Origin of the sequence: Pseudomonas antarctica, assembly GCF_001647715.1 — a bacterium.
Lineage (GTDB): Bacteria > Pseudomonadota > Gammaproteobacteria > Pseudomonadales > Pseudomonadaceae > Aquipseudomonas > Aquipseudomonas antarctica_A.
On record NZ_CP015600.1, the window covers coordinates 2,329,550 to 2,342,724 of the forward strand.

13 protein-coding genes are annotated in these 13,175 nt (G+C 60.1%); 3 read left to right on the forward strand and 10 right to left on the reverse strand.

The window, feature by feature from the left end; translation table 11 throughout:
• Positions 1-28: 28 nt before the first annotated feature.
• Positions 29-643: a LysE family translocator gene (locus A7J50_RS10775; protein ID WP_064451770.1), complete on the reverse strand. Its 615-nt coding sequence runs from the start codon at positions 641-643 to the stop codon at positions 29-31.
• A 145-nt stretch (positions 644-788) separates the two neighbouring features.
• Here A7J50_RS10775 and A7J50_RS10780 point away from each other — a divergent pair, with 145 nt between their 5' ends.
• Entirely contained in the window at positions 789-1,874 is a 1,086-nt protein-coding gene (locus A7J50_RS10780; protein WP_064451771.1) for a DUF1615 domain-containing protein, read from the forward strand.
• Here A7J50_RS10780 and A7J50_RS10785 read toward each other — a convergent pair whose 3' ends face one another.
• Positions 1,875-2,660, reverse strand: coding sequence for a DUF4349 domain-containing protein (locus A7J50_RS10785; RefSeq protein WP_064451772.1), 786 nt, complete (start codon positions 2,658-2,660; stop codon positions 1,875-1,877).
• Between the two features lie 157 nt (positions 2,661-2,817).
• Here A7J50_RS10785 and A7J50_RS10790 point away from each other — a divergent pair, with 157 nt between their 5' ends.
• Positions 2,818-3,234 (forward strand): PaaI family thioesterase, encoded by a 417-nt coding sequence (locus A7J50_RS10790; RefSeq protein ID WP_064454901.1) that lies wholly within the window; start codon positions 2,818-2,820, stop codon positions 3,232-3,234.
• A 92-nt stretch (positions 3,235-3,326) separates the two neighbouring features.
• On the opposite strand, the gene A7J50_RS10795 is transcribed toward A7J50_RS10790, so the two are convergent.
• The 3 genes from A7J50_RS10795 to A7J50_RS10805 are packed head-to-tail and all read right to left on the reverse strand — an operon-like array spanning position 3,327 to position 5,909.
• Complete coding sequence (locus A7J50_RS10795; protein WP_064451773.1) at positions 3,327-4,508, reverse strand: acetyl-CoA C-acetyltransferase; 1,182 nt, start codon at positions 4,506-4,508, stop codon at positions 3,327-3,329.
• 11 nt (positions 4,509-4,519) lie between these two features.
• Positions 4,520-5,179, reverse strand: a complete 660-nt coding sequence (locus A7J50_RS10800) for a CoA transferase subunit B (RefSeq protein WP_032886654.1) — start codon at positions 5,177-5,179, stop codon at positions 4,520-4,522.
• A gap of 31 nt (positions 5,180-5,210) precedes the next feature.
• Positions 5,211-5,909 carry a CoA transferase subunit A gene (locus A7J50_RS10805; protein WP_048729618.1) on the reverse strand — a complete coding sequence of 233 codons (699 nt, stop codon included), beginning with the start codon at positions 5,907-5,909 and terminating at the stop codon, positions 5,211-5,213.
• A 133-nt stretch (positions 5,910-6,042) separates the two neighbouring features.
• On the opposite strand from A7J50_RS10805, the gene A7J50_RS10810 reads away from it, so the two are divergent.
• Positions 6,043-6,948 carry a LysR family transcriptional regulator gene (locus tag A7J50_RS10810; protein WP_064451774.1) on the forward strand — a complete coding sequence of 302 codons (906 nt, stop codon included), beginning with the start codon at positions 6,043-6,045 and terminating at the stop codon, positions 6,946-6,948.
• Between the two features lie 72 nt (positions 6,949-7,020).
• On the opposite strand, the gene A7J50_RS10815 is transcribed toward A7J50_RS10810, so the two are convergent.
• From A7J50_RS10815 to A7J50_RS10835, 5 genes are all read right to left on the reverse strand, one after another.
• Positions 7,021-7,350, reverse strand: a complete 330-nt coding sequence (locus A7J50_RS10815; protein ID WP_053255450.1) for a hypothetical protein — start codon at positions 7,348-7,350, stop codon at positions 7,021-7,023.
• 603 nt (positions 7,351-7,953) lie between these two features.
• A complete protein-coding gene (locus tag A7J50_RS10820; protein WP_064451775.1) occupies positions 7,954-8,802 on the reverse strand; it encodes an NAD-dependent protein deacetylase in 849 nt (282 codons plus the stop codon).
• Between the two features lie 8 nt (positions 8,803-8,810).
• Positions 8,811-9,251 carry a CBS domain-containing protein gene (locus tag A7J50_RS10825; RefSeq protein ID WP_064451776.1) on the reverse strand — a complete coding sequence of 147 codons (441 nt, stop codon included), beginning with the start codon at positions 9,249-9,251 and terminating at the stop codon, positions 8,811-8,813.
• Positions 9,252-9,382: 131 nt separating this feature from the next.
• Positions 9,383-11,335, reverse strand: a complete 1,953-nt coding sequence (locus A7J50_RS10830) for a DNA topoisomerase III (RefSeq protein ID WP_064454902.1) — start codon at positions 11,333-11,335, stop codon at positions 9,383-9,385.
• A gap of 165 nt (positions 11,336-11,500) precedes the next feature.
• The gene (locus tag A7J50_RS10835; protein ID WP_064451777.1) at positions 11,501-13,123 is read right to left on the reverse strand and encodes an MFS transporter; all 1,623 of its coding nucleotides are present in this window, start codon (positions 13,121-13,123) and stop codon (positions 11,501-11,503) included.
• Positions 13,124-13,175: the final 52 nt, after the last annotated feature.

A 13,175-nucleotide genomic window follows, 5' to 3' on the forward strand; every position in this document is an offset into this window, starting at 1 on the left:
TGATCCATTAACACGATTCGACACGTTTTCAGCGCTGCGCAAACGCCAGGTTTAACCCGAGCCCTGCAAAGGCCGTGGCAAAACTGCGACGCAGCCAGTTCTGCACACGTGGCGATTCGACCACCGCACGACGAAACACATTGGCCAACAGGCCATACAGCACAAACACTGCAAGCGTCATCGCCATGAACACGCCGCTCAGTACCAGCATCTGCACGGCTGGCGCCGTGCCGCCTGGCGTTACGAATTGAGGCAGGAAGGCCAGGAAGAAAATCGTCAGCTTGGGGTTGAGGATGTTCAGCAAAAAGCCACGCAGCATCAGGCTGCGCGCGGTCGCAACCGTCGGCGTGTCGCTCATTGCAAAGGCCGAGCGGTCACGCCAGGTGGCATAGGCCAAGTACAGCAGGTAGGCCGCGCCGGCGAATTTCAATGCTTCGAAGGCCAAGGCGCTGGTGTGGAGCAGGGCGGACAGGCCCAGTATCGACGCCAGCAAGTGAGGAATGATCCCGGCGGTGCAGCCCAGCGCGGCAAACAAGCTGGCGCGTTTGCCGGAGGTCAGGCCGGTAGAGACGGTAAAAATCACGCCAGTGCCGGGGATCAGTACGACGATCAGGCAGGTGACGAAGAAATTCAGACTGAGCATGGCATCCAACTCCGTGTACGAATGGCTGATGACGGATCCTGTCATGTTCGGTGATAACTGGCGAGTGCAGCAGGTCGGCGAACCCCGGTTAGACTTACCTGTCGATATCCGCATTGCCCGGCCCGTCGTTACTCAAGGAAGCCCCATGTATTCAAGCCGTCTGATCCTGTGCCTCACTACATTGCTGGTGCTGGCCGGCTGCTCCACCCCACGTGGCCCGCAGCAGCCTGTACGCAGCGAGGCCGAGGTAAAGGCGCAGATCGTGCGCCTGTTGCCGACCTCGGTTCCCGACCGCAGTGGCTGGGGCCAGGACATTTACACCGCCTTCGACACCCAGAAAATCTACCCCAGCACCGAGAATATCTGCGCTGTGCTGGCGGTGACCGAGCAAGAGTCCACCTACCAGGTCGACCCACCCGTGCCAAACATGGGCAAGATCGCCCAGGATGAAATTCTGCGGCGTGCCGGCAAGGTCCATGTCCCGGCCTTCGTGGTGCGGACCACGCTGCAATTGCGCTCGCCCAGCGGTAAGACTTACGCCGATCGCCTCAACGCCGCACGCACAGAGAAGGACCTGAGCGGCATCTTTGATGATTTCATCAGCATGGTGCCCTTGGGCAATTCATTGTTTGGCGGTTTCAACCCGGTGCATACCGCCGGCCCCATGCAGGTCAGCATCGACTTTGCGCAACAGCACGCCCGTGATTATCCCTACACCGTGGATGGCACGATTCGGCGCGAAGTCTTCACTCGTCGTGGCGGGATGTATTTTGGTATCACCCATCTGCTCGGTTACCCGGTGAACTACGACCAGCCGTTGTACCGCTTTGCCGATTTCAACGCGGGCTGGTACGCCAGTCGTAACGCTGCGTTCCAGGCTGCCGTCAGTCGTGCCAGCGGCACCGAGCTGGCGTTGGACGGGGATTTGATTCGCTACGGGTCGCTGCTGCCGGGCACCACTGAGCTGGCGGTGCGCTCGCTGGGTTCGAAGTTGGACATGCGCAACCCCAGCATCCGCAGCCAGCTGGAGCAGGGCGAGCAATTGGACTTTGAGCAGACCACCCTCTACCAGCGTGTATTTGCTCTAGCTGATAAGGCGGCAGGCAAGCCGATGCCACGGGCGATCCTGCCGGGCATCGTGCTCAAGAGCCCGAAGATCACCCGCAACCTGACCACGGCGTGGTTTGCCAAGCGGGTGGATGAGCGCTATCAGCGCTGTATGAAGCGCTGATCATGGGCGGCGTTTAACGAACCGGCGCCACAGCCAGACCCACAACCACACCACCGGGAACGCCAGGATCACAAACGGCAGCACATAACTGGCGCGCTCCAGGGCGTCTGCCGTGCCGTTCACCAGGTTGTCACCCAGGTTGCTGAACATCCGGCTGAAGCGTGAGGGTTGATTCTCACCGTCGGAAGAACGGAAATTCAGGGTCACACGGTTGGTATCAAGGCGACGTTGCTGGCCCGCGGCGACCTGTGCCAGTTCCTGCAATTCGTTTTCGATAGCAGCCTGTTCCTTGCTCAGGGCGATCAGGTCGCTGACGGTGATGTCCTTGCGCTTGGCCAGTTCGTCGAGGCGTTGCTGTTGGGCTTGCAGGCGATCCTGGCGACGGCGCACATCGGCCACCGCGTCGGCCAGGTCTTCGGCGCTAGTGATGCGCTGGCCGAGTTTTCCGCCTTCAGCGGCCAGTGCGACCATCGGCTCCACGCCGGTAGGTGCGATGCGCAGGATGATCGTGCCGCCATTGTCATCTTCGGTGATACCCAGAATATTGCAGGCGCCGAAACGTGCCGATTCACAAGCCTCACGGGTAGCGTGCATGCGGGGTGCAAGCAGGGCGCCGGGCAGCGCCAGCATCAGCTCATGTTCATAGGCCAACTGCGCCCCGGCCCGGCCCTGTTCGCCATTGATCACCGTGGCACGGGAGTGGTCCTTGGGCGAGCAACCGGCCAGGGCCAGGCCGGCCAGCACGATCAAAAGCAGCGGTTTTGTTGTGCCGTCCAGATGGCGCATTGCAGTTCCTTGGGGTGTGCAGGGGAAATGGATCGCGATTAAAGCGGGTCTGGCGTATTTACGCAAAGCATCGCACAGGATTTGCGTGGCTGATGGTGATGGCAGCCTCGCAGAGCCAGGCGTACACCTCAAACCTTATGCCAAGGAAGAACTCGCCATGATCGCTCACGCCGTGCCCCAAGGGTTCGTCTCGCTACCGCGCAGCAGCCCGTTGCTCGACTTGTTAGGCCCGGCCTATTGCCGGGGTGAAGGTTTGCAACTGGAAATCGGCCTGCGCGCCGACAACCGCCACGCCAATGGGCGCGGCACGGTGCACGGTGGGGTGTTGGCGACTCTGGCGGATATCGGCATGGGGTATGCGATGGCGTTTTCCAGTGAACCACCGTTGCCGTTAATTACCGCGAGCATGACGCTGGACTACCTGGGCGCGGTGCAGGTGGGTGAGTGGATGGTGGTGCGGTTGGAACATCATAAACGTGGTCGGCAGATGGCGTTTGCCACGGCGAGCTTGCAGGTGGGGGAGAAGGTCGTGGCGCGGGCGAGTGCGGTGTTTGCGGTGCCTCGTACCGACTGACACTGAAATCATTACCGTGTTTTTTCAGGAATGCTGCCCAAAGAAAAGGCCCGGTTTTCGTGGAACCGGGCCTTTTCCATGTTGCTCTTGAATCAGCTGCGTTCGAGGGCGAGGGCTACGCCTTGACCGCCACCGATGCACAGCGTCGCGAGGCCTTTCTTGGCATCGCGCTTGATCATTTCATGCAGCAGGGTCACCAGCACACGGCAGCCTGAGGCGCCGATCGGGTGGCCGATGGCAATAGCGCCACCGTTGACGTTGACCTTGTCCGCATCCCACTCCAGCTCTTTGCCCACCGCCAGGGATTGCGCGGCGAAGGCTTCGTTAGCTTCGATCAGGTCCAGGTCGCCCAGGCTCCAGCCGGCTTTGCCCAGGCAGCGGCGCGTGGCCGAGACCGGGCCGATGCCCATGATGGCGGGGTCAACACCGGCGTTGGCGTAGCTGGCAATACGCGCCAGAACGGGCAGGCCGAGCGCCTTGGCTTTATCAGCGCTCATCAGCAGTACCGCCGCCGCGCCGTCATTGAGGCTGGAGGCGTTGCCAGCGGTGACGCTGCCGTCCTTTTTGAACGCGGGCTTGAGCTTGGCCAGGGATTCGGCGGTGGTGCCGGCGCGCGGCTGTTCATCGACCGCGAAGGCCACCGGGTCGCCTTTGCGCTGGGGGATCAGGATGGGCGTGATCTCATCGACAAACCGGCCGGCTTCGATCGCCGCAGTGGCTTTCTGCTGGGAGGCAGCGGCGAAGGCGTCCTGGGCTTCACGGCTGATGCCGTATTTGTCCACCAGGTTCTCGGCGGTGATGCCCATGTGGTAGTCGTTGAACGCATCCCACAAGCCGTCGGTGATCATACTGTCGATCATCTTGGCGTGGCCCATGCGCAAGCCGGTGCGCGCAGCGGGCAACACGTACGGCGCCAGGCTCATGTTTTCCATACCGCCGGCGATGATCACGTCAGCGTCGCCGCAACGAATCGCCTGGGCGCCCAAGTGCAGCGCCTTGAGGCCAGAACCGCACACCTTGTTCAGGGTCAAGGCCGGCACGGCATGGGGCAGGCCGGCGAGGATCGACGCCTGGCGCGCGGGGTTCTGGCCGCTGCCGGCCGTGAGCACCTGGCCGAGGATGACTTCATCTACCTGAGCGGGGTCCAGGCCGGTCTGCTCCAGCAGGCGACGGATCACGGCCGCGCCCAGTTCCGGCGCCGGGATACTGGCCAGCGAACCTTGAAAGCTGCCCACGGCGGTGCGGGTGGCAGCAACAATCACGACGTCTTGCATGGAATCTGTCCTCACTGGAAGTGCATTTCTGGAACGTGGTCCGGGACGATCAGTTTACCGGCGGTCTTGCTCACAATCTCTTCAACGCTGACGCCAGGTGCGCGTTCCTTGAGGACAAAAGCGCCATTTTCGATTTCCAGGTAGGCAAGATCGGTCAGTACACGCTTGATGCAATTGGCGCCCGTGAGCGGCAGGCTGCATTGGCTGAGCAACTTGGATTCACCGTCTTTGGAGGCGTGGGTCATGATGACGATGATGTTTTCCGCGCCGGCCACCAGGTCCATGGCGCCGCCCATGCCTTTGACCAGTTTGCCGGGGATCATCCATGAAGCGATGTTGCCGTGTACGTCGACTTCAAACGCGCCGAGCACGGTGAGGTCGACGTGGCCGCCGCGAATCATCGCGAAGGACTCGGCGGAGGAGAAAATCGACGCGCCAATGCGCGCAGTCACCGTCTGTTTGCCGGCGTTGATCATGTCGGCATCGATGGTTTCTTCAGTCGGAAACGGACCCATGCCCAGCAGGCCGTTTTCCGATTGCAGCATCACTTCCATGCCCTCGGGGATGTAGTTGGCCACGAGGGTCGGAATGCCGATGCCGAGGTTGACGTAGAAACCATCCTGCATTTCGCGGGCGACGCGTTGAGCCATTTGTTCGCGGGTAAGAGCCATTTTTTGTCTCCTTATTATTTGGGCTGGAGGATTATTTGCGGACAGTGCGCTGTTCGATGCGCTTCTCGAAGGTGCCGCAGATGATCCGGTCGACGTAGATGCCAGGGGTGTGGATCTGCGCCGGGTCCAGCTCGCCCGGTTCGACGATTTCTTCAACTTCGACCACGGTGATCTTGCCGGCGGTGGCGGCCAGCGGGTTGAAGTTCTGGGCGGTATGACGATAGATGACGTTGCCGAAGTGGTCGGCTTTCCAGCCTTTGACAATCGCGAAGTCGCCGGTGATGGACTCTTCCATCAGGTACGGGCGACCGTTGAATTCACGGGTTTCCTTGCCTTCGGCAACCGGGGTGCCGACGCCGGTGGCGGTGAAGAAAGCCGGGATGCCGGCACCGCCTGCGCGCATTTTTTCCGCGAGGGTGCCTTGTGGGGTGAGCACTACTTCGATTTCGCCGCTGAGCAGTTGCTTCTCGAACAGGGCGTTTTCACCGACGTAGGAGGCGATCACTTTGCGGATCTGCTTTTCTTCCAGCAGCACGCCCAGGCCGAAACCGTCGACGCCACAATTATTGGAAACCACCGTCAGGTCGCGGGTGCCTTTGCGTTTGATCTCGGCGATGAGGTTTTCCGGAATGCCGCACAGGCCAAAACCACCGGAAAGTACCGTCATGCCGTCTTCCAGGCCTGCCAGTGCTTCTTCATAGGACGCCACGCGTTTATCGAAACCTGCCATATGCACCTCTTTTATTGTTTGTGGGCCAGCCAATGAGCCGAGTGTTGCGCTGACGGATTGATTTGTTAAGTTGTTTTTTAAGGTTGATTGATTTAGAAAACAGCATAGTCCACCCGTCGTTCGGAGCAACCTCATGACCGTTAAACAGATGCGTGCCTTTCTCGCCGTGGCCCAGAGCCTGAGTTTCGCCGCTGCCTGCGAGCGCCTGCACCTTTCCCAATCGGCGCTGAGCCTGACGATCAAAGGGCTGGAGGAGGGCTTGGGTGGCCGCCTGTTCAGCCGTAATACCCGCAACGTCGCGCTCACGCCTGAAGGTGAATCGTTGTTACCCCTTGCGCGGCGCTTGATTGCGGATTGGGACAACGCCGAGGACGAGCTGCGCCAGCGCTTCACCCTGCAGCGTGGCCGGGTCACAGTGGCTGCCATGCCATCGTTTGCGGGCAACCTGCTGCCGCCGATTCTGAAGATATTCCGCGCACGTTACCCTCAGGTGAACGTGACGGTGCATGACCTGATCAACGAGCAGGTACTGGAGATGGTCCGCGACCGTCAGGTGGAATTGGGCGTGGCGTTCGAACCCTCGGAAGGTTCGTCATTGGCATTCACACCGTTGTACCTGGACCGGTTCATAGCCGTGGTGCCGGGTGACTCGCCCTTGGCACAGTGTGCCGAAATCGACTGGAAAACCTTATTGGAGCAACCGTTCATTACCTTGCAACGGCCTTCCACGGTGCGGGTGATGCTGGAGGAACACTTGGGCGCCTTGCAGATGAAATTGCCGGTAGCGCTGGAGAGCCATCAACTGGCAACGGTGGGCAAGATGGTTGCTAGCGGCCTGGGCGTCAGCGCCGTACCGGCATTGTGCGCACGACAGATGGAGGAGGCGGGTGCCCATTGCATTACGTTGAGTGATCCGGTGATCGAGCGGCCCATTGGTGTTCTGACCAAACCCGGGCATGAATTGTCGGCGGCGGCGCAGGTGTTGTTTGATATTTTTCGCGATGAAGCGGCGAAGGGCAGGTTTCCCGCACGGGTATAAGGTTTTTGAAAATCAGGTATTAAAAAGCCCGCTCGAATAAACGAGCGGGCTCAAAATTAAGTGACTCTTTTATCAGCAGTATCTATCAATCACTTTAACCTGCGACTGGCCTTTGAGGTGCTGCCATTCGGTATTAAGTGTATGGAAAACTTGCTCGATAAAGTTGCGATCGGCAGCCGCTTTCTTGCCAACATAACCCTGGCCGCGGCGGTACATCTTCAGGCGTGCCGCCAGTTCATGGTGATTGCGGTCGAACTCGGCTTCTTCGGTATGGGGCGCCAGGCAGTCAATATTGACTTCGCCCGATTTACCAATCCACAGGATATGGTCGTCGAGTTTGTCTTTCTGCGCTGCGAACATCTCAGCCAATTCATCAATAGTAGGTTGGTTGTTCAGATTCATGTGTAAGCCCCTTGACCAGTTGGCGATCTATCAGTTGATTCGTTAATACTGCTTAGTTGTCTCCGGTTCCGAAAACCGGGCGTCAGTGACGGTCTGCCGAATACGGGCAGGGTCTTGAACCTGATGCATGTAGTCTTGCTGATGAACTGCTACGCAATGGTTTCATAACGAAGACAAGCAGCGTTTGAGCCCCTTGTACCGATTCTTTCGAGCCGGTCAGCTTCATCAATCTGCCTTGTGGGCAGTGCCCATCCGGAAAAAACAGCTCGGCGGTCAGACGAGCTTGTTCAAAACGCTTGTTACCAACGCTCCCGATCCGGGAGACGTCTCGATAATGCAAGGACAAAAAGGTTACGTCAACGGTTATGTAGTGATTTTTTTAGAGCACTACATAAATCGCAGCAGGGACGGGAGAATGCGGGAAAACGTGACTCGGGCGTCATTTTTTGTGCGGTTGGTCGAAGGGCACGATAGTCGAACCAACATACGAACCCTGTGGGAGCGGGCTTGCTCGCGAATGCGGTGGGTCAGCTAAACATTTGTTAACTGACAATCCGCTTTCGCGAGCAAGCCCGCTTCCACATTTTTTGATCTGCAGTGTTCCTACTGTCCCAATCGCTCGACCAGCAAGGGCAACAACCGCTCGCATGAGGCCTCGATCTTTACCTGCAACAGCTCATCCCCACGGGTCTTGCCCAGGTTGATGGCAATCACTGGCTTGCCTTGTTCCACCATTGCTTTGCACAGGCGGAACGCTGAGTAGGCCATCAGCGATGAGCCCACTACCAGCAAGCCCTCGGCGTGTGCCACAGCGGCCATTGCCTTGGCCGCCGTTGCCTGGGCGACGTTCTCGCCAAAAAATACCACATCCGGTTTCAGCCGTTGGCCGTTGCAGTAAGGGCAGTGGGGGACCTGGAAGCGTTCTTCAAAGGCAGGATCGAGCAGCGTATCGCCATCGGGCGCCTGCACGGCATCAACACCGGCCAGGTACGGGTTCTGATCTTCCATGACCCGCTGGATCACATCGCGCTCGCTGCGCTGTTGGCAATCCAGGCACAGCACCCAATGCAGGCTGCCATGCAGCTCGATCACCTCATGGCTGCCCGCCTGGTCATGCAAGGCATCGACGTTTTGCGTGATCAACCCGCTGATGCGCTCACGTTGCTGCAATGTCGCCAGCGCCCAATGAGCCTTGTTCGGTTGGGCGATGCGTACCCGTGGCCAACCCAGCATCGCTCGCGCCCAGTAGCGGCGCCGCGCTTGAGGGGTGGCCAGGAATTCCTGGTACATCATTGGCGCCTTGCCTCGACGCACGCCCTCGCTGTCGCGATAGTCAGGGATACCCGACGACGTACTGATCCCCGCGCCGGTCAACACCAAAAAGCGCCGTTCAGCCATGGCCCGGTGCAGGGTATCGAGGTGGTCCTGTTGATATTCCAGCGTGTCGAGCATGGGGTCTCCTATTCGCCGCGGATGTACTGCTCCAGTTGCTTGATCAGGTCAGCCTGTTCGGCAATGGCTTCCTTGACCAGGTCACCGATGGAGAGCAGGCCCAGCAGTTTGCCGTCTTCGACAACCGGCAAATGGCGCAGGTGACTGTCGGTCATGATGTTCATGCATTCCTCGACACTTTTATGGGTATCGACGGTTATCACCGGTGAACTCATCACCTCATCAACCCTTGTGGTGACCGACGATAAGCCTTTGAGGATGAGTTTACGTGCGTAATCACGTTCGCTGATGATCCCTACAACCGTGCCTTCTTTGACGACCGGCAAGGCCCCGACGTTCTTCTCGGACATCCGCACCAGTGCCTCAAACACGGTGTGGTCCCATTGGATTGTGTGGACGTCGTGATTCTTCTGGTCCTTGGCTTTGAGCACTTGTGCAACGGTTTTCATGGCGGCCACTCCGGTGTTGTTGTTAGGAAGTCAGCGGGTCACCTACAGAATCCTAGACGGCCCACGGCGGAGCAAGGTCCAAAGCGGCGTTAAACCCGTCGAAAAACGTCATTCGCCGGATTTTTTCGACGTTATCCAGCATTTGTCGGTTTTTTCGCGCGCTTGGTGGGGGTGGCTGTCGTTTTGCGCGGTGTGCTCTTGCGTTTCTTTTTCCACGGCGTAGCGCCTCGGCCCGCAGGGCTGGCCGGGCCGCTGATGGTCATGCGCATGCCATTGCAGCGCGCCACTTGTTTACTCATCCAGGCGGCCTGCTTGGCGACGAACTCTTCCAGGCTCATTTCACCGCTTTGCACCATGTCCAGTGCCTGCTCCCAGATCGCGGTGGTGCCGGGGTCGGCGATCGCCCGTGGCACCGCGTCGATCAGGCTGAACGCCGCCGCAGTGGCTGAAAGCGCCTTGCCGTTTTTGACCAGGTAACCACGGTCCAGCAGGCCCTGGATGATCCCGGCGCGCGTGGCTTCGGTGCCGATGCCGGTGGTGTCCTTGAGTTTTTGCTTGAGCAGCGGATCTTCCACCAGTTTGGCGACGTTTTTCATCGCTTTGATCAAGTCGCCTTCGGTGAATGGCTTGGGCGGTTGGGTCCAGAGGTCCTTGAGGTTGACCTTGGCCACCGCATAATCCTGGCCCTGCACCAGCGTCGGCAACGCTTGTGGCGCGGCGGCCTCTCGGCCTTTGGCGGGCGCCAGCGCTTCGGGCAGCGCGCGTTTCCAGCCCGGCTCGATGATGACCTTGCCGACTGCACGCAACGCCTGGCCGGCGCAGTCGAAATCCGCCTGGGTACGATCGTATTCATGGTTGGGCAGGAACTGCGCCAGATAACGCGCACGAATGAGGGTATAGACCGCACGATGTTTGCCGGTGAGCTGCCCGACATCCTTGCCTGCGCCGGTAGGAATGATGCCGTGGTGCGCGCTGACCTTGGCGTCGTTCCAGGCCCGCGAACGGCGTTGCGGGTCGATATGCGGCATCAGCTCGTTCACCGCCGCATCCGCACGGCCCAACGCTGCGAGGATCTTTGGCGCGTCGCCGTGCTGGCTTAACGGCAAGTAGCCGCAGTCACTGCGCGGGTAGGTGATGACCTTGTGGGTTTCGTAAAGGGATTGCGCGACATCCAGGGTTTCCTGGGCGCCGAGGCCGAGCTTCTTGGAGCAGATTTCCTGCAATGTGCCGAGGTCGAAGGGCAGGGGGGCTACCTCGCGCATGCGTTCGGTGCGCAGTTTCATCAGGCGCGCAGTCCCGGCATTGGTCATCGCATCGGCCGCTTCCCGAGCCAGCTGGGGGTTCAGGCAGCGGCCCTGATCATCACAGGCGTCCTCGCTGGCGCGCCATTGCGCGGTGAAGGTCATGCGTTCATGGCGCAAGTCGACATCGATGGCCCAGTAAGCCACCGGCACAAAGTCTGCGATGCTGCGGTCGCGGTCCACCACCAGGCGCAACGTCGGGGTTTGCACCCGGCCCACCGGCAACACGCCTTGATAACCGGATTGGCGCCCGAGCAAGGTAAACAAACGGCTCATGTTCATGCCGATCAGCCAGTCGGCGCGCGAGCGGCCGAGGGCCGAGTGATACAGGCTGAAGGTCTCGGCGCCCGGCTTGAGCGCGGCCAGGGCCTTGCGAATGGAGGCGTCATCCAGCGCCGACAGCCACAACCGCTGGATGGGCCCGCGGTAACGGCAATGCTCCACCAGTTCACGGGCGATCATCTCGCCCTCACGGTCGGCGTCGGTGGCGATCACCAGCTCCTGCGCTTCCCCCAACAAACGCTTGACCGCCTTGAACTGGCTGGCGGTCTTGGGCTTGACCAGCATCTTCCATTTTTCCGGGACGATCGGCAGGTCGGCCAGCACCCAGCGCTTGTATTTGGCGTCGTAGGCATCGGGCGGGGCGGTTTCCAGCAGGTGGCCGATGCACCAGGTCACTGTGACGCCATTGCCCAGCCAGCAGCCATCGCCACGGCGACTGGCGCCGAGTACGGCCGCGATATCCTTGGCCTGGGAGGGTTTTTCACAGAGGTACAGCCGCATGGTCATCACATCACATCGGGTTGATGCCTTGCAGGATGCTTAGTCAGAAGGATTTGAGCAACCATTATCTGTATGGATGTACAGCTTTAAGTTTCAAGCTACAAGCTGCAAGTAGAGGCCGATCAGCTCCTACTTGCCGCTTGCAGCTTGCCCCTTGAAGCTGACTCAGTTGTTATCGATGTCCACATTCCGCGTTTCTTTGAGGCAGAACAACCCCACGATCAAGCTCACCCCGGTCACGACCACCGGGTACCACAAGCCATAGAAAATATCGCCGGTGTACACCACCAAGGCAAACGATACGGTCGGCAGGAACCCGCCAAACCAGCCGTTACCGATGTGGTAGGGCAGCGACATCGACGTGTAGCGGATACGCGTCGGGAACAGCTCTACCATCAACGCCGCCAGCGGGCCGTAGCACATGGCGGCGATCAGGATCAGCGCTACGATCAGCACCACCACCATCACCTTGTTGACCTGGGCCATGTCCGCCGAAGTCGGGTAACCGGCCAGGGTCACCGCGCCGCGCAGGGCGGCTTCGTCGAAGCCATCGATGCGCACGTCACCGACGCTCACCTGTACCGGGCTGCCCGCCGGGGCTACCGCGCTGCTATACGGCAGGCCCTGCTTGACCAGGAAGGTCTTGACCTTGTCGCACGGGCTGTCAAAACGCGCCTTGCCCACCGGGTCGAACTGGAAGGTGCACGTGGCCGGGTCGGCCAGCACGGTAATCGGGGCCTGGTGGCTGGCCTGGTCCATCGCCGGGTTGGTGTAGTGCGCCAGCCCCTTGAAGATCGGGAAATACAGCACGGTGGCCAGCAGCAAGCCGAGCATCAGCACCGGCTTACGGCCGACCTTGTCCGACAGCCAGCCAAACAGGATAAAGAACGGCGCGCCGATCACCACACTGATGATCAACAGCATGTTGGCCAGCGCCGGGTCCATCTTCAAAAACTGCGTGAGGAAGAACAGCACGTAGAACTGCGCCGCGTAGAAGGTCACCGCTTGCCCGCCGTTGATGCTGAACAGCGCGATCAGCACCACCTTGAGGTTTTCCCACTTGCCGAAGGACTCGCGGATCGGCGACTTGCTGGCCTTGCCTTCCTCCTTCATTTTCAGGAACGCGGGTGACTCATGCAGGCTCATGCGAATCCAGGTGGAAATGCCCAGCAGCACGATGGAAAACAGGAACGGAATACGCCAGCCCCACACTTCGAACTGGTCGCCGGTGAAGTAACGGCAGGCCAGCACTACCAGCAGCGACAGCAGCAGACCGAGGGTGGCGGTGGATTGAATCCAGCTGGTGTGCAAGCCGCGTTTACCGGCGGGCGCATGTTCGGCCACATAGGTGGCTGCGCCGCCGTACTCACCGCCCAACGCCAGGCCTTGCAACATGCGCAGCGCGATCAGGATGACCGGCGCCGCAATACCGATGCTGGCGTAGGTGGGCAACAGTCCGACACAGAATGTCGCCACGCCCATCAAAATAATGGTGACGAGGAAGGTGTACTTGCGCCCGATCATGTCGCCCAGGCGGCCGAACACCAGCGCGCCAAACGGCCGCACGACAAAACCGGCGGCAAAGGCCATCAGGGCAAAGATAAACGCCGTGGTGTCGTTGACCCCGGCAAAGAACTGCTTGCTGATCACCGCCGCCAGGGCGCCGTACAGGAAAAAGTCATACCACTCGAACACCGTCCCCAGGGACGAGGCGAAAATGACTTTCCTTGATTCGCTGCCGGTGCTCGCGCGGACCGCGGAGCCCAGGGGTTGAGCGTGTTCTGACATCGGGTATCCCTCACAGTGATTATTTATTGTTGTTCCACTGTCGGCGCCGGGT